11 protein-coding genes and 2 riboswitches are annotated in these 16,083 nt (G+C 66.8%); of the genes, 3 read left to right on the forward strand and 8 right to left on the reverse strand.

Features of this window, described 5'->3' with window-relative positions; genetic code table 11:
• From glyA to AC1DEY_RS20395, 6 genes are all read right to left on the reverse strand, one after another.
• On the reverse strand, window positions 1-1,169 hold a 1,169-nt coding region (glyA, locus tag AC1DEY_RS20370), incomplete at its 3' end, for a serine hydroxymethyltransferase (RefSeq protein ID WP_476869556.1).
• A gap of 8 nt (window positions 1,170-1,177) precedes the next feature.
• Window positions 1,178-1,561 carry a glycine cleavage system protein GcvH gene (gene gcvH / locus AC1DEY_RS20375; protein ID WP_476869557.1) on the reverse strand — a complete coding sequence of 128 codons (384 nt, stop codon included), beginning with the start codon at window positions 1,559-1,561 and terminating at the stop codon, window positions 1,178-1,180.
• A 60-nt stretch (window positions 1,562-1,621) separates the two neighbouring features.
• A complete protein-coding gene (gene gcvT / locus AC1DEY_RS20380) occupies window positions 1,622-2,770 on the reverse strand; it encodes a glycine cleavage system aminomethyltransferase GcvT (RefSeq protein WP_476869558.1) in 1,149 nt (382 codons plus the stop codon).
• Between the two features lie 9 nt (window positions 2,771-2,779).
• On the reverse strand, window positions 2,780-5,671 hold the full coding sequence (gcvP, locus tag AC1DEY_RS20385; protein WP_476869559.1) for an aminomethyl-transferring glycine dehydrogenase: 2,892 nt from the start codon (window positions 5,669-5,671) through the stop codon (window positions 2,780-2,782).
• 37 nt (window positions 5,672-5,708) lie between these two features.
• Window positions 5,709-5,814, reverse strand: a riboswitch (glycine riboswitch).
• A gap of 1 nt (window position 5,815) precedes the next feature.
• A riboswitch (glycine riboswitch) is annotated at window positions 5,816-5,913 on the reverse strand.
• A gap of 524 nt (window positions 5,914-6,437) precedes the next feature.
• Complete coding sequence (locus AC1DEY_RS20390) at window positions 6,438-7,241, reverse strand: putative hydro-lyase (RefSeq protein WP_476869560.1); 804 nt, start codon at window positions 7,239-7,241, stop codon at window positions 6,438-6,440.
• Entirely contained in the window at window positions 7,238-8,623 is a 1,386-nt protein-coding gene (locus AC1DEY_RS20395; RefSeq protein WP_476869561.1) for an MFS transporter, read from the reverse strand. The genes AC1DEY_RS20390 and AC1DEY_RS20395 overlap by 4 nt, the downstream gene beginning before the upstream one ends.
• Window positions 8,624-9,555: 932 nt before the next feature.
• Between AC1DEY_RS20395 and AC1DEY_RS20400 the strand changes: the two genes are divergently transcribed.
• The 3 genes from AC1DEY_RS20400 to AC1DEY_RS20410 all read left to right on the forward strand — a co-directional run bounded on the left by AC1DEY_RS20400 (window position 9,556) and on the right by AC1DEY_RS20410 (window position 13,045).
• Window positions 9,556-10,368: an SDR family NAD(P)-dependent oxidoreductase gene (locus AC1DEY_RS20400; RefSeq protein WP_476869562.1), complete on the forward strand. Its 813-nt coding sequence runs from the start codon at window positions 9,556-9,558 to the stop codon at window positions 10,366-10,368.
• Between the two features lie 170 nt (window positions 10,369-10,538).
• Window positions 10,539-11,903, forward strand: a complete 1,365-nt coding sequence (locus tag AC1DEY_RS20405; RefSeq protein WP_476869563.1) for a type I glutamate--ammonia ligase — start codon at window positions 10,539-10,541, stop codon at window positions 11,901-11,903.
• The gene (locus AC1DEY_RS20410; RefSeq protein WP_476869564.1) at window positions 11,903-13,045 is read left to right on the forward strand and encodes an amidohydrolase family protein; all 1,143 of its coding nucleotides are present in this window, start codon (window positions 11,903-11,905) and stop codon (window positions 13,043-13,045) included. The genes AC1DEY_RS20405 and AC1DEY_RS20410 overlap by 1 nt, the downstream gene beginning before the upstream one ends.
• Window positions 13,046-13,072: 27 nt before the next feature.
• On the opposite strand, the gene AC1DEY_RS20415 is transcribed toward AC1DEY_RS20410, so the two are convergent.
• Window positions 13,073-13,900, reverse strand: coding sequence for an aldo/keto reductase (locus AC1DEY_RS20415; RefSeq protein ID WP_476869565.1), 828 nt, complete (start codon window positions 13,898-13,900; stop codon window positions 13,073-13,075).
• A 157-nt stretch (window positions 13,901-14,057) separates the two neighbouring features.
• Window positions 14,058-16,061, reverse strand: a complete 2,004-nt coding sequence (locus tag AC1DEY_RS20420) for a vWA domain-containing protein (protein WP_476869566.1) — start codon at window positions 16,059-16,061, stop codon at window positions 14,058-14,060.
• Window positions 16,062-16,083: the final 22 nt, after the last annotated feature.

The following is a 16,083-nucleotide window of genomic DNA, read 5'->3' on the forward strand; positions in this document are numbered from 1 at the left end:
TCGCCGAAGCCGCGGGTGGCCAGCGCGGGGGTGCCGATCCGCAGCCCCGAGGTGACCATCGGCGGGCGCGGATCGAAGGGGACGGCGTTGCGGTTGACCGTGATGTCGATCTCCGCGAGGCGGTCCTCGGCTTCCTGCCCATTGAGCTCGCACTCGCGCAGGTCCACCAGGACCAGGTGCACATCGGTGCCGCCGGAGATCACGTTGATCCCCTTCGCGGTCACGTCCGGCCGGACCAGACGGTCCGCGAGGATCCGGGCGCCGGCCAGGACACGCTCCTGGCGCTCCTTGAACTCCGGGGACGCGGCGATCTTGAACGCCACGGCCTTGCCCGCGATCACGTGCTCCAGCGGCCCGCCCTGCTGTCCCGGGAACACCGCCGAGTTGATCTTCTTGGCGATCTCGGCGTCGTTGGAAAGGATGATCCCACCGCGCGGACCGGCGAGGGTCTTGTGCGTGGTGGACGTGGTGACGTGGGCGTGCGGGACCGGGCTCGGGTGCAGCCCGGCGGCCACGAGGCCGGCGAAGTGGGCCATGTCCACCATCAGGTAGGCGCCCACGGAGTCGGCGATCCGGCGGAACTCCGCGAAGTCCAGCTGCCGGGCGTACGCGGACCAGCCGGCCACGATCAGCGCCGGCTTGTGCTCCTGGGCCAGGGCCTCGACCTCGGCCATGTCGATCCGCTGGTCCTGTTCGCGGACCTGGTACGGGATGACGTTATAGAGCCGCCCGGAGAAGTTGATCTTCATCCCGTGCGTGAGGTGTCCGCCGTGGGCCAGGTTCAGGCCCATGATCGTGTCCCCCGGACGGATCAGGGCGTGCATCACGGAGGCGTTCGCCTGCGCACCGGAGTGCGGCTGCACGTTCGCGTACCCGGCGCCGAACAGGGCCTTGACCCGGTCGATCGCCAGCTGCTCGATCACATCGACGTGCTCGCAGCCGCCGTAGTAGCGCTTGCCCGGGTAGCCCTCGGCGTACTTGTTGGTCAGCACCGAACCCTGCGCCTGCATCACRGCCACCGCGGTGTGGTTCTCCGAGGCGATCATTTCCAGGCCGTCGCGCTGGCGGGACAGCTCGGCGTCGATCCTCGCGGCGATCTCCGGATCCAGCGCGGACAAATCCGCGTCCAGGCTCGGGGAGACAACCTGCTCAAAGGTTGTGGTGGACATCGCGGCGCTCACAGTTCGCCACCGTTCTTGGACGCGTACTCCTGCGCCGASAKCAGCGGACCCTCTTCGGTCACGGCGACCTTGAACAGCCAGCCCGCGCCGTAGGGATCGCTGTTGATCAGCGCCGGATCATCGACGACGGCGGGGTTGATTTCGGTGACCTCGCCGGTGACGGGGGCGTACAGGTCCGAGACGGACTTGGTCGACTCCACCTCGCCGCAGGTCTCCCCCGCCGTCACCGTCGAACCGACCTCGGGCAGGTCCACGTACACAATGTCACCCAGGGCATCGGCAGCCACGGCCGAAATGCCAATCCCCGCAGGGCCCGATCCGTCGGCGGCAACCCACTCGTGTTCCGCGGAGTACTTCAGTTCGGCTACAACTTTGCTCATTTCAATTCCTTAAATCTCGTCTGACTAAAAATCTGTGGTGGGCGTCGGTCCCGACGGGACTTATTTGTCCCGCTTGTAGAACGGCAGTGCGACAACTTCGAACGGCTCGGCCTTGCCGCGCAGGTCGATGTCCAGTGCGGTGCCGGGCTCGGTGAACTCGACGTCGACGTAGGCCATGGCGACCGGGTAACCGAGCGTGGGGCTGGGCTGGCCGGAGGTGACTTCGCCGACGACGTTGCCGTCTTTGAGGACCGGGTAGTGCCCGCGGCCCGCGCGGCGGCCCAGGCCCTTGAGGCCCACCAGCTTGCGGCCGGTGGTGGAGCCGGCGCCGGCTGCCTTGAGTTCGCTCAGGGCAGCTTTTCCGATGAAGTCCGATTCCTTGGCGAGCGAGACAACCGGACCCAGGCCCGCCGCGTAGGGGTTGCCTTCGCGGGAGAGCTCGTTGCCGTAGAGCGGCATGCCGGCTTCCAGGCGCAGCGAGTCCCGGCAGGCCAGTCCGGCGGGGATGAGCCCGTGGCCTGCACCGGCTTCCAGCAACGCCTCCCACAGGGCCGCTGCGTCCTCGTTCGGCACGTAGATCTCGAAGCCGTCCTCGCCGGTGTACCCGGTACGTGCCAGCAGCAGCTCCTTGACAGCGCCGTTGACCGTGAAACCTACCTCGACGGCGGCGTAGTACTTGAGCTCCGTGACCAGCGAGTGTTGCTCGGCCGGGACCAGCGTCAGCAGGATGGCTTCCGCGTTCGGTCCCTGGACGGCGATCAGGGACGTCTCGGCGGAAACGTCCTCCACCTTGACGTCGAACCCGCCTTCTTGGGCAGAACCAGCCCGTTCGGCCAGTGCCGCGGCGACCACCACGGCGTTGCCGGCGTTGGGGACCACGAGGTACTTCTGCTCGCCACGGCGGTAGGAGATCAGGTCATCGATGATGCCGCCGTCTTCCTGGCAGATCAGCGAGTACTTGGCCTTGCCGACGGCGACTGCCGACAGCTTCCCGGCGAGGGCGTAGTCCAGGAACGCTGCGGCGTCCGGACCGGTGACCCAGACTTCGCCCATGTGGGAGAGGTCGAACAGGCCGGCGGCGTTGCGCACGGCGTGGTGCTCGGCCAGCTCGGAGGAGTACTTCAGCGGCATCTGCCAGCCGCCGAAGTCGGTGAAGGAGGCGCCGGCCTTCTTGTGCTCTTCGTAAAGTGCTGTGTAGTTCTCAGTCATCGGGAATCCTTAGTTTTCGAATTCGGAAAGCGGAGGGCAGGAGCAGACCAGGTTGCGGTCCCCGGCAGCGCCGTCGATGCGCCCGACCGGCGGGAAGTACTTGTCCTGCCTGAGCGTGTGGACGGGGAACGCAGCCTGCTCGCGCGGGTACTTGCGGGCCCAGTCCGAGGAGACCACTGCGGCAGCCGTGTGCGGTGCGTTGCGCAGCGGGGAATCCTCCACGGTGAAGTCCCCGGCGGCGACCTGCTCGATCTCGGCGTGGATGGTGATCATCGCGTCGATGAACCGGTCGATCTCCGCAAGGTCCTCGGACTCGGTGGGCTCCACCATGAGAGTGCCCGCAACGGGGAAGGACAGCGTGGGGGCGTGGAAGCCGAAGTCGATCAGGCGCTTGGCCACGTCCTCGGCGGTCACTCCGGTCCTGGCCGTCAGTTCGCGCAGGTCCAGGATGCACTCGTGCGCCACGAGGCCGCCCTCGCCCGTGTACAGGACCGGGAAGAACTCGTTCAGGCGGGCCGCGATGTAGTTCGCCGCCAGCAGGGCGGACTTGGTGGCCTCGGTGAGGCCCTGGCCGCCCATGAGCTTCACGTACGCCCAGGAGATCGGCAGGACGCCGGCGGAGCCGTAGCGGGAGGCGGAGATCGCAACTCCGGTTCCTGGTTCGGTAGCGCCGGCCTCGTGCGCGGCCTTGTTGGCGTCGCCCGGCATGAACGGTGCCAGGTGGGCCTTGGCCGCAACCGGGCCGACGCCGGGTCCGCCGCCGCCATGCGGGATGCAGAAGGTCTTGTGCAGGTTCAGGTGCGAGACATCGCCGCCGAACTGGCCCGGCTGGGCCAGGCCCACGAGCGCATTCAGGTTGGCGCCGTCGACGTAGACCTGCCCGCCGGCCGCATGCACGGAGTCGCACACCTCGCGGACGTCGGCGTCGTACACCCCGTGGGTGGACGGGTAGGTGATCATGATCGCCGAGAGGACGTCCTTGTTGGCCTCGATCTTGGCCTGAAGATCGGCGTGGTCGATCGTGCCGTCCGAAGCCGTAGCCACGACGACCACCTTCATGCCGGCCAGCACGGCCGAGGCCGCGTTCGTGCCGTGCGCCGAGGCAGGGATCAGGCAGACGTTGCGCTGGGCCTCACCGCGGGAGAGGTGGTAGCCGCGGATGGCCAGCAGGCCCGCGAGTTCGCCCTGGGACCCGGCGTTGGGCTGGATGGAGACCTGGTCGTACCCGGTGATCTCGGTCAAGTCCGCTTCCAGGCCCTCGATCAGTTCGCGCCAACCGGCCGTCTGCGAGTCCGGGGCGAACGGGTGGATGGAGGCGAACTCCGGCCAGGAGATGGCTTCCATCTCGGCCGTGGCGTTCAGCTTCATGGTGCACGAGCCCAGCGGGATCATGGTGCGGTCCAGGGCGAGGTCGCGGTCCGAGAGCTTGCGGATGTAGCGCAGCAGCTGGGTTTCGGAACGGTGGGTGTTGAACACCGGGTGCTGCAAGTAGTCGGAGGAACGCAGCACAGCCTCGGGCAGCTCGAAGCCCTTGGCCTCCACCACCGGACCGGCGCCAAAGGCGACCACCACCGCGGAGAGGACCTCCGCCGTCGTGGTCTCATCGACTGACACGCCAACTGTGTCCGCATCGATGAGGCGCAGGTTGATGCCGCGGGCCTCGGCAGCGTTAATGACCTTCCGGGCCTTGCCCGGAACGCGGACCGTGACAGTGTCGAAGAAGGCCTCGGCCACCAGTTCCCGGCCAGCGATCTTGAGCGTGGCGGCGAGGGCACGGGCGTTGTTGTGGACGGTCTGGGCGATGGCCTTCAGGCCCTCGGGACCGTGGTAGACGGCGTACATCGAGGAGACGATGGCCAGCAGCGCCTGGGCGGTGCAGATGTTGGAGGTGGCCTTCTCACGGCGGATGTGCTGCTCACGGGTCTGCAGGGCCAGACGGTAGGCGGGGACGCCCGCGTTGTCCTTGGAGACGCCAACAATTCGGCCGGGAAGCGTGCGTTCCATGCCTTCGCGCACCGCCATGTAGGCCGCGTGCGGGCCGCCGAAGAACAGCGGCACGCCCAGGCGCTGCGTGGAGCCGACGGCGATGTCCGCGCCCTGCTCGCCCGGAGGGGTGATCAAGGTCAGGGCCAGAAGGTCCGCTGCCACGGTGACCAGGGCGCCGCGGCCTTTGGCCTCTGCGATCACGGCGGACTGGTCCCACACCCGGCCGGAAACGCCCGGCTGCTGCAGGACGACGCCGTTGATGTCGCCGGCGGGCAGTCCCTGGGAGAGGTCGGCGACCTCGACCTCGAAGCCCAATGCGTCGGCGCGGCCCCGCACAATGGCGATGGTCTGCGGGAGGCAGTCGGCGTCGAGGACGGTCTTGCCGTCGCGGGCACCTGCGTTCTGTCCTGCGGACTTATTTGCCCTGCGCATCAGGAGCACGGCTTCGGCGACGGCGGTGGCCTCGTCGAGGAGGGACGCATTGGCGACCGGCAGCGCGGTGAGGTCCTGGACCATGGTCTGGAAGTTCAGCAGTGCCTCGAGCCGGCCCTGGGAGATCTCCGGCTGGTAGGGCGTGTAGGCCGTGTACCAGGCGGGGGCCTCGAGGATGTTGCGGCGGATGACCGGCGGCGTGACGGTGTCGTAATAGCCCTGGCCGATCATCTGCACGGCGGTCTTGTTCTTGGAAGCCAGCTTGCGCAGTTCGGCCAGCACCTCAACTTCGCTGAGGGCGCTGTCCAGGCTGAGCGGCTTTTCCTGGCGAATGGAAGCGGGGAGTGCATTGTCTACGAGGCCGTCTACGCTGTCGTAGCCGACGGCCTTGAGCATGGTGTCGATGTCTGTTTGGCGGCGCGCACCGATATGGCGGTCTGCGAACGTGGACGGGGACGACTGAATCGTCATGAGGAACTCCATAATTCAGGTGGCACATAGTGCCACGATGATTCGGGTTCCTCCCCGCTCTGTATTGGACCTGAGAGTTTCCGCGTTGCCTGCTGTTAGCAGGCGCCACTTGCACCGTCGGTGAGCCCGGTTTCCCGGACTGCTTTCCAGAGTTGCCTTGCCGCGGCGGTACGTGGGCCTGAGAGATTCCTGGGGAGGATTTGCTCCTACGGCGCCTGCTGAACGTACCGGCAGGACTCTCCCGCCGCAGATCATAAGCTGTGCCACTGGTGGGTGACACGGCTCACACGTTACTTGTTGCGGGGGCCGGTTGCAAGAGGTGGGTCCGTATGACGCGTTGTTTGACGATAACAACCGCAAGCCGGTCCGCGTCCGCGAGGCTAGGCCAACTAGTCCGCCGGCCGGGGAGGTTCGTGGAGGCCGAATGCCGAGCCTTGGAGGTATGGCACGGCACCGGAGTCGCCGGAAGCGGACGACGGCGGGAAGTCCCGCCGTCGTCCGCTTCCCGTTTGGTGCCCTTACAGTCTGTGATACTCCGGAGCCGCCCACCGGGCACCTGCGGAATCGGCCTTGCTGGCCGGCTGGCCTGCGTACGTCCAGACACACGGCCGGCCGGCATCACTCGGGAGGAGCTGGCCCTCGTGCATCGAGATGCTCGCTCCGGCCGGGCTCTGCCAGACTCCGGTCAGTTCGCAGTGGGTGCCCGTGGCTTGCCGCCGCGGCGCTGAGAGTTTGACGATCCTGCGTGCCCGTTTCTCGGCTACGGGAAATCTCTTCTTCACGATGACGCTCCTGTCCGTTCCCGGTAGGTGCTTTCGGGAACATCAGTGATGAACATGTGTCCGGGGGCGTGGCTGATGGCGAAGGCGGGCCTTGATGCCATCACTGCGCTCTGCGGCGTCACGCCGCAGGCCCAGAAAACCGGCACTTCTCCCGGCCGGATCTCCACCGCGTCGCCGAAGTCGGGGAGGTTGATGTCGGCAATGCCGAGGTCCCCGGGCGTCCCGACGTGAACCGGGCTGCCGTGAACCTTAGGTACTTCCGACGTCACCCTGATGGCCGTTTGGACCAGTTCGGGCGGCATCGGGCGCATGGAGACCACCATCGGCCCGTGGATTCGGCCGGCAGGGGTGCACTCGATGTTCGTGCGGTACATGGGGACGTTGCGGCCGGTTTCGGTGTGCCGGAGCGGGACGCCCGCGCTGGCAAGCGCGGCTTCGAAGGTGAAACTGCAGCCGATGAGGACGCCTACCATGTCATCACGCCAGACCGATGCGACGTCCGTGACTTCGCCGGCAAGTTCGCCGTCCACCCACACCCGGTAGGCCGGGATGTCAGTGCGGATGTCCGACCCCGCGGCGAGGGCGCTCTGGTACTGTCCCGCCGGGATTACGTCGATGACGGGGCAGGCTTTGGGGTTGAGCCGGCAGAATTCGATGAATTCGTCGGCGTAGTCCGCCGTCACCGCTATCAGGTTTGCCTGGGTGTAGCCGTCGCTCCACCCGGAGGTGGGGGTGACCAGGCCGCTGCGGAACTTCAGGCGCGCATCGGAGGGTGCCAGGTGTGCGTTGGCCTGGTTCATCGGGCCTCCACCAGCTCATTTACAGCCGGCTCATTTTCCACCAGCTCAGTTGAAGGCTGCAGGTACTCCTGGTCCTCGGCAACGTCGGAGTCCCGGCCCAGGGCCAGGCCCACCAGGGTCAGGAGGCAGGCAACGCTGAGGTAGATGGCAACCGGGACCCAGCTGTTGAAGGTGCTCAGCAGGAGGGTGAACATGAACGGTGCGATTGCGCCACCGACGATTCCGGCGAAGGTGTAGGCCAGCGAACTGCCGGTGGAGCGGAGCCGCGGCGAGAACTGTTCAACAACGAACGCGGCCTGGGGTCCGTACATAAACGAGTGGCAGAGCAGGCCCAGCACCGTTCCCACGATCAGCATGACCGGGGATCGACCTTCGAGGACGATGAAGAACAGGTACCCCCAGACGGCGGCGGCCACTGCGGCGATTGCGTAGACCAGCCGGCGGTTGATGTGGTCGGAGATGGCCCCGGCGAGCGGCATGGTGAAAATCTGGAGTGCCGAACCGATCAGGACGGCCACCAGCACTTGGCCGCGGTCGAAGCCAAGTTTCTGAATGCCGTAGGTGAGCATGAAGACGGTGCACAAAGCGTAGAGGACGTCCGGGCCGATGCGGCTGAGCATGGCTGCGATGAGGGGGCGGCGCTGGGTTGCCAGGACTTCGCGGATGGGGGACTTGGGCTTGTCTCCTTTGGCTTCCATGGCCTTGAAGATGGGGGTGTCTTCAAGCTTGAGCCGGATCCAGAGCCCGAAGGCCACCAACAGGGCCGAGATCAGGAAGGCAATTCGCCAGCCGAAGTTCAGGAAATCCTCTTCGGACAGGGCCATGGTCAGGACGGCAAGCACGCCGTTGGCCATCAGGTTACCGGCGGGCGGGCCGATCTGCGCGGCGGATGCCCAGAAGCCGCGACGGTTCGGGTCACCGAATTCACTGGAGAGCAGCACTGCCCCGCCCCACTCGCCGCCGACGCCAACACCCTGCGCGAAGCGAAGGAAGACCAGGATGGCGGGGGCCATGATGCCGATGTTGCCGTACGTGGGCAGCAGGCCGATGAGGAACGTGGCGGCGCCGATCAGCATGAGCGTGATGACCAGGATCTTCTTGCGGCCGATCTCGTCGCCGAGCCGGCCGAAGATGATGCCGCCGACGGGCCGGGAAATGTAGCCCACGGCGTAGGTGGAGAAGGCCAACAGGGTGCCCGTGACAGGGTCCGAGGCCGGGAAGAAGATCAGCGGGAAAACGATCGCGGCCGCGGCGGAGTAGACAGCGAAGTCATAGAACTCCAGTGCGGTTCCGGTCAGGCTGGCCGCGAATGCCTTGTACATGCCCTTGCGCCCTACAAAGGGCTTCGGGTCAGCGGGGGCCGTTACGGATGAAGCGGCCATGTGTACCTCCATGAAGAGTGTGGATGTCAGCCAAGTGCGGGCGGCTGGTGTTGGTGCGCCTTGTCGGTCCGGGCCTGCGGCGATGCGGGTCGGGACATTCGGGTGCGTGTGCGGCTACCGTGATGGGCTGCGGAAGTCGGGACTGCGTTCAATAAATGGATCAATTGTTGGATTGTTGAACAATCCGAATTGTTGAACAATTTACGCGACGCAGGTCACATCGTCAAGGGGTTGAGGGTGATGCGGTCGTCGCGGCAGCCACCGGGTATAGCCGGATTTAAGGCGCCGAAGCGCTGCCTCAAGGCCTCAGGCCGCGTTCTCAGGGCACCGCGGCAGTGCTGGTTTCAGGGCAGCACGAACGACGACGGCGGGACAACCCGCCGTCGTCGTCTTATTTTTTGTGGTTCTGGGTTCTTGAGGTTCTGGTTTCTTGAGCTGGGAGTGTCTACCCCGGAGGCGGAAGGGCGCCATAGCTATGGGGCATCGAATGAGGATTGGTCGGCCGGTCCTCGTCGGAGGATGCGGGCTCCCTGGTGTCGTAACTGCGCGCCGTCTTTAGGTTCCGCGATCGCTTGTACAGACCCACGGCGACCAAACCGAGGCCAGCGGCTAGAAGCGCGAGTCCCAGCACGAACACTGCCGCCGCACCCTGTCCGGCGCTGCCCGAGAGCACGTCAACCAGTGGCATCGGTAGCGTGAACAACGTGGCCACCAGCAATATCGAGCCCGCTGCGATTTGCCATGTTCCTTTGGACTGCATGGTTCCCCCTCCATGTTTCGCGTGTCAGCCTTGCGGCCCAGTAAACCCGAAGGGTGCGTTTTTAGATAGGGCCGCCTCCGGGTGCTGGGCCCGAGAAAGTCGCGGGCACCAGGCGCCGGGCCCGGCCTATCATGGGGATCACGGGACGAAATGTAAGCGGGGGCCGCTTGGCATGACCAGCGAACGCGAACGCAGTGACGCGCCAACGGGTGGCGTTGCGCTGGTGACCGGCGCGAGCCGCGGTGTCGGCCGGGGCATCGCGCTTGCCCTTCAGGCCGCGGGGTTCCGGGTTTATGGCACGGGCCGGTCGATCGAGCAGGCGGACCTCCCGCGGGAGATCGTGCGCCTGCGCTGCGACCATCTCAACGATGACGAGACCGCGCACGTGTTCGACACGATCCGGACCGAGGGCGGCCGCCTCGACCTGCTGGTCAATTGCGCCTGGGGCGGGTACGAGAAGATGGTCGAAGGCGGCGCGTTCACGTGGCCGGCACCGTTCTGGGAGCAGGCGCCGCATCGCTGGACCGGCATGATGGACGCCGGCGTCCGCGCCGCATTTGTGTGTTCGGCGCACGCGGCGCGCATGATGATGCGGCGGCACCGCGGCCTGATCGTCAACATCAGCTTCTGGGCCGCGCAGCGCCACCTCGGCAACACGATCTACGGCATCGCCAAAGCGACGACGGACAAGATGACCTCCGACATGGCCGTCGAGCTCAGACCGTTCGACATTCCGGTCATCTCGCTCTACCCCGGACTGGTCCGCACCGAGGCGGTCCTGGCCGCGGCGGAAAGCGGTGCATTCGATCTCTCGACCAGCGAAAGCCCTGAGTTCATCGGCCGGGTGATCAATGCGCTGTTCCATGATCCGGACCTGATGACGCGGACCGGCCAGGTGCTCATCGCCGCTGCGGTGGCGAAGGAGTTCGGCGTCCTGGACATCGACGGAAATTCGCCGCCGGCGCTGACGCTTGCGGATATCTAGGACGCCGAGGCGGACGACGGCGGGACGTGCCGCCGTCGGGTTTCCCGGGCGCCGCATGGGCCTCGGGCTGTTGGCCGGAAACCCGTGCCCGGGTGCGATCCCAGTGCAGAGGGGGCGTCTTTCATTGGGTGAGCCTTTCATTGGATGAGGAGCGGCCGCATGATAGGCGCATGACCCCCATCGCATCAGCCGACGAATCCGCCGTTGCGAAAGCCCACCGCGAGCTCGAAGCGGCCGGCGTCCGCACCGTGATCGGCACGGTGGTGAATGCTTCGGGCATCACCCTGGCCAAGAGCGTTCCGCTGGCGCGGCTCAAGATCTTCCACGAATCCGGGATGGGCGCCGCCCCCGTCTGGCACGTCTTCACCATCGACGGCGGGATAGCGTTCACGGACAGCATCACCACCGTCGGCGATATGCGCCTGAAGATCGACATCGCGGGACTTCGTGTCCTGCCCGGCGGCCGCGCATGGGCACCGGCCCGCCTTTTCGAACAGGATGGAGCCGCCTCTCCGGCCTGTGCCCGCGGTTGCCTGGCCGACATCGAGGGCAGCCTGGTCGAGGCCGGGTACCAGGCGCTCGTGGGCCACGAACTTGAATTCTTTCTCGTCGCCCCGGATGGTTCAGCGCTGGAAACCGCGCCCTGGGTTCCGTACGGGGCAATGGGCCTTCTGGACCGATCGGAATTCCTCGATGACCTGCTGTCAGCGCTGAACCAGGCCGGGCTTCCCCTGGAGCAGCTTCACGCCGAGTACGGCAGGAACCAGTTCGAGTTTTCCCTTCCCCCGGCCCCGCCGGTCCAGGCCGCGGACACGGTGGTCCTTGCCAGGATTATCGTGGGCATCGTCGCCAGGGCCCACGGCATGATGGCCTCGTTCTCGCCGTCGCCCTTTCCCGGCAGCGTTGGGAACGGCGCCCACCAGCACTTTTCGCTTCGAAAGAACGGAGTGCCGCTGTTCTCCGGCGGCAGCGGACCGCGCGGCATCTCCGCCGAGGGAGGCGCTGCCATTGGCGGAATCATCGCAGGGCTCCCGGATGTCCAGGGCTTCCTCACGGGGTCAGTTTTGTCCGGAAGCCGGTTGGCGCCCGGCACGTGGTCGGGTGCCTACTTGTGCTGGGGCCTGGAAAACCGGGAAGCCTCGGTGCGCTTCCTGCGCGAGGGCCAGGGCAATCCGCACGGAGCCAACGTCGAGGTGAAAATCGTCGACCCGTCGTCGAACGTCTATTTGGCCTCGGCGGCCATCCTTGCCCTCGCCCTTGACGGTATCCGCGGCGGACGCCGGCTTCCGGAGGAGATCCCCGGTGACCCCGGGCGGCTTTCGGACGAGGAACGGCAGCAGGCAAACGTCCGAAAGCTCTCAGACTCCCCCGCCGCCATCATCGACACCCTAGACAACTCAGGCCTTGCCCGCAGGCTTCTCGGAGACGCCGTCATCGACGCCACGGTGGCCGTCCGGCGCTACGAACAGCGCATCGCAGCCGAACTCACTCCGGACGAGCTCGCCGAACGCTTTCGACTTGCCTGGTCGATCTGATGGCGGGCGGTGACTTCCCGGACTTCGTCGAACACGTCAGCCTTGTCGATCACCACGTGCATGGCGCGTTTCACGCCGACGGTGATGAGGCACGCTTTCAGAACTCGCTGAACGAAGGGAACACCGAACCGCTGGCCAACCCCGGAGACGCCTACAACACACAAATCGGGCTCGCCATCCGGCGCTGGTGCAGCGGCATTCTTGATCTGCCCCGGCACGCCTCACCGGCGGAATACTGGAGCCGTCGCGCCGAGCTTGGAGAACTCGAGGTCAGCCGGCGCATGACCCGCGCTGCCGGGGTAAGCGACTGGCTGATCGACACAGGACTGGACGCCGCTGACTATCTCGGCATGGCCGGCATGGCTGAGGTCTCCGGCGGGCGAACCCACGAGATCGTTCGGCTGGAACTGCTCGCCGAGTCGCTGATCCGGGAGATTGCCAACCCGGCAGACTATGTCGACGAGTTCGGCCAGCGGCTCCACGACCTCACCCGCAGCGCCGTGGGCGTCAAAACCGTTCTCGCCTACCGCGCAGGATTCGACCAGGACCTCAGCCGGCGCACACCGGCGGCGGTCACTGAGGCAGCCCGCCGCTGGCAGCAGAACCCGCGCGCTGGCACCAAGGCGAGGCTCACCGACGTGACCCTCATTGCCCACGGGATCCATGCGGCCGTGTCGATGAAGCTTCCCGTGCAGTTCCATGTCGGATTCGGCGACCGAGACCTGGACCTCCACAAGACCAATCCCCTGTACCTGTTGGATTTTCTGCGGTCCGCCGAAGTCCGGGACGCACCCATCATGCTGCTCCACTGCTATCCGTTCGAGCGCGAAGCCGGCTACCTTGCCCACGCCTTCGAAAACGTCTACATCGACGTGGGCCTCGCCGTGAACTACACCGGGTCACGGAGCCGGGATCTGGTGGCCCGCTCCTTCGAGCTGGCGCCCTTCACGAGGATCCTGTACTCCTCCGACGCCCTCGGCCCGGCCGAACTTCACTACCTCGGGGCGAGGCTGTGGCGCAACGCAATCGCCAAGGTGGTGGGCGGATGGATCGCCGACGACGACTGTTCGGAGGCGGACGCCCGCAGGATCGTGCAACTGGTCGCGCGCGAGAACGCCCGCCGCGTGTATGCGCTCCCCTGAGCGGGCGCCGCCCTGTGTCTAGCTTGGCTAGCCGTTGAATTCGGCCGGGTGCGGGCCCGTGCGGCCGTCCCGTTCGAGGCTGTCGATGACTGCCAGCTCGTTCGCTGACAGGTCGAAGCCGAACACGTCCAGGTTTTCGCTGATCCGCGACGGCGTGACCGACTTGGGAATGATGATCCGTCCCTGCTGCAGGTGCCAGCGCAGGATCACCTGCGCCGAGCTCCGGCCGTACCGGGACGCGATATCAAGAATGGCCGGATCCTCGAGGAGGGCTCCCTGGGCCAGCGGGCTCCAGGCCTCGGTGGCGATTCCGTAGGCGGTATTGAAGGCACCGATATCCCGCTGCTGCAGGGCCGGGTGCAGCTCCACCTGGTTGACCGCCGGCACCGTACCGCCGAGGTCGATGAGCGTCTGCAGGTGTTCGGGCAGGAAATTGGAAACGCCGATCGCCCGGACCCGGCCGTCGGCCAGCAGCTTCTCCAGGGCCAGCCAGGAGTCCGCGTATTTGCCCAGCCCGGGAGCGGGCCAGTGGATCAGGTAGAGGTCAAGGTAGTCCAGGCCGAGCTTGTCCAGGCTGGACTCGTAGGCCGCGAGGGTGGCGTCGTAGCCGAGGTCTTCGATCCAGAGCTTGGAGGTGATGAACAATTCGTCGCGGGCAATCCCGGATTCCGCCAGCGCACGTCCGGTGCCTGCCTCGTTGCCGTAGATCGCGGCGGTGTCGATGCTCCGGTAGCCGGCGGCGAGAGCGGCGCTGACCGCGGCGGTGGTGTCGTCGTCGGGCACCTGGAAGACGCCGAAACCGATCTGCGGCATCTGGACCCCGTTATTGAGCGTGACGGTGGGAATGGCGGTCATGGTTTCTCCTGAAGTCAGATTGGGTAGCGGGAGGTCGGTGGCCAGCCGAAGAAGTAGGGCGCGTACGCTAGTAATTGCAGGCGCTGTGTTTATTGTTGCACAAAGATATATAGMGCGCAAGCAACTACTTTCGACCACGGGCCGCCGTTCAGCTCCGCTATTCAGCCCAGTCGGCGTCGTCGTAGGGGCGCCCCCGGAAGTGGACGCGGAGGTACTCCTCCACCACGGCCGCCCCCAGCTCCCCGGTCTCCGGCGCCACCACCCGGCCGTCGATGCGGCGGACCATGCGCTGGACAAATCGTTCCAGGCCAGGGTCGTCTCCGAGCCGGAAGAACGTGGCCTGCGTGCCGGCCCGTCCCAGGCGGTCCAGTTCGGCCACCGTGACGCGGATGGTCTCCGGGTCCGGCGGATAGCAGAACCAGGACTCGCCGTCGGCCAGCAGGTGGGCGGTGGGTTCGCCGTCAGTCACCACCAGGAGGACGGGCTGCATGGACGGGTGCTGGCGGAAGAAGCGGCTGGCCAGCAGCAGTCCGTGGTGCAGGTTGGTGCCCTGCTCCCGCAGGGCCGGCAGGGCCGTGAGCTCGCCGATGTCCATGGTCTGCGCGTAGCGGCCGAACGTGATCAGCTGCAGCCGGTCGCCGCGGAACCGGGTGGAGACGAGGTGGTGCAGGGCTAGCGCGGTGCGTTTCATGGGCACCCAGCGTCCCTCGGCGGCCATCGAGAAGGACACGTCGGCCAGCAGGACGACGGCGGCCTGCGTGCGCGCCTCCGTCTCCGTCACCTCGATGTCCTCCACGGCCAAGCGCAGTCCGCGGCCCGGATCACCGCCGTCGGCGATAGTGCGGCGGATCGCGTTGGTCATGGTCCGGGTGACGTCCCACGGCTCGGCGTCGCCGAACTCCCACTGGCGGCTGGAACCGGTCTGCTCCCCAGCCGCCCCAGCAACGCGCGTGTCCCGGCGCCCCTGCCGGCCGGAGAGTTGCTTGGCGGTGTCCCGCAGCAGCGACCTGCCCAGCCGCCGCATGGCCTGGGGCGACAACCGGAGATCCCCGTCCGCCCCGCGCCGGAGGTAGCCGCCGTCCTGCATTGCCCGCTCGATCTCCGCGAGGGTGCGGGCCGTCACGGTGGCGTTCTGTCCCAGCTGGCGGGCCAGTGCGTCCAGGTCCAGGTCGTCGAGGCTTGAGCCGCTGTAGGACTGGGAGAGCTGTTCGGCCAGTTCGTCGAGTTCGGCGATGTCCTGGAGTACCCCGGTGCCGTCGCCGAGCCCGAGTCCCTCCTCACCGTCGAAGCGTTCGGAGCCGGTCCAGTCCTCACCGGGGCGCAGGGCGCGCAGGCTGTCGTCGAGCTGGTCGAGCTCGGCCATGAGGTCGGGCGAGCCGAATGCCTGGGCGGAGAGCCGCATCAGTTCGTCGCGCTGCTCGGCGGACATGGAGCGCAGGAGCCGTTGGGCGGCGGCGGCGCGCTGAGCGAGCGCGTCCACGAGCTCCTCGACGGATTGTGGATTCTCCGGAAAGAAGTGGCCGTGCCGGGCCATGAAACCCTGGAAGTCCGCGTCCGTGTCCTCGCCGCGCCGGTGTTTGCCGAGGAGCTCGTTGAGGTCGTGCAGCATTTCGCTCACGGCCGCGCGGTCCTCATCGGTGGCTCTCTCGAGTGCTTCCTTCATGCCGGCGAACCGCTGGTCAAGGAGTTCGCGGCCCAGCAGATCCTTGATCCGCTCGTAGGCCTCGCGCGCGGTGCTGGACTGCCAGTCATAGGAGGCGAGTTCGTTGACCGCTGCCGCCGTGGAGCGGGGCAGGTTCTGCAGCTGCATCTCCCGGATGGCGCGATCAGTATTGTCCATCATGGCGTCGCGGGCGAGCTGTTTGCGTTCCTCCAGGACGGCCGTGTCGAGCAGTTTCTGGACTTCGCTGAGGGTGCCGTCCAGCCGGTGGCGGCTGAGGAGTTCATTCCGGCGCTGCTGGACGCGGCTGGCGAGGTCGTCGAGGCCCTCCCGGCTACGGCCTCCGCGCCGGAGGAATTCCTGCAGGGCGTGCCGGGGCGAGTAGCCGGCCATGACGTCCTCGGCCACGGCGTCGAGCGCCTCCGCCAGGTCCACCGGCGGGGCGAGCGGATCCGGTCCTCCGGCGTACCGGCCATACCTTGACCGGTTGTGAGCGCTCATGGGCCCTCCCGTCCCTAACTTT

It is taken from the genome of Arthrobacter sp. 05T47 (assembly GCF_056395825.1).

Coding starts and splice junctions, on each gene's coding strand:
- gcvT (WP_476869558.1), bottom strand. CDS start 2,770: ATGACTGAGAACTACACAGCACTTTACGAAGAGCACAAGAAGGCCGGC.
- gcvP (WP_476869559.1), bottom strand. CDS start 5,671: ATGGAGTTCCTCATGACGATTCAGTCGTCCCCGTCCACGTTCGCAGAC.
- AC1DEY_RS20390 (WP_476869560.1), bottom strand. CDS start 7,241: ATGAACCAGGCCAACGCACACCTGGCACCCTCCGATGCGCGCCTGAAG.
- AC1DEY_RS20395 (WP_476869561.1), bottom strand. CDS start 8,623: ATGGCCGCTTCATCCGTAACGGCCCCCGCTGACCCGAAGCCCTTTGTA.
- AC1DEY_RS20400 (WP_476869562.1), top strand. CDS start 9,556: ATGACCAGCGAACGCGAACGCAGTGACGCGCCAACGGGTGGCGTTGCG.
- AC1DEY_RS20405 (WP_476869563.1), top strand. CDS start 10,539: ATGACCCCCATCGCATCAGCCGACGAATCCGCCGTTGCGAAAGCCCAC.
- AC1DEY_RS20410 (WP_476869564.1), top strand. CDS start 11,903: ATGGCGGGCGGTGACTTCCCGGACTTCGTCGAACACGTCAGCCTTGTC.
- AC1DEY_RS20415 (WP_476869565.1), bottom strand. CDS start 13,900: ATGACCGCCATTCCCACCGTCACGCTCAATAACGGGGTCCAGATGCCG.
- AC1DEY_RS20420 (WP_476869566.1), bottom strand. CDS start 16,061: ATGAGCGCTCACAACCGGTCAAGGTATGGCCGGTACGCCGGAGGACCG.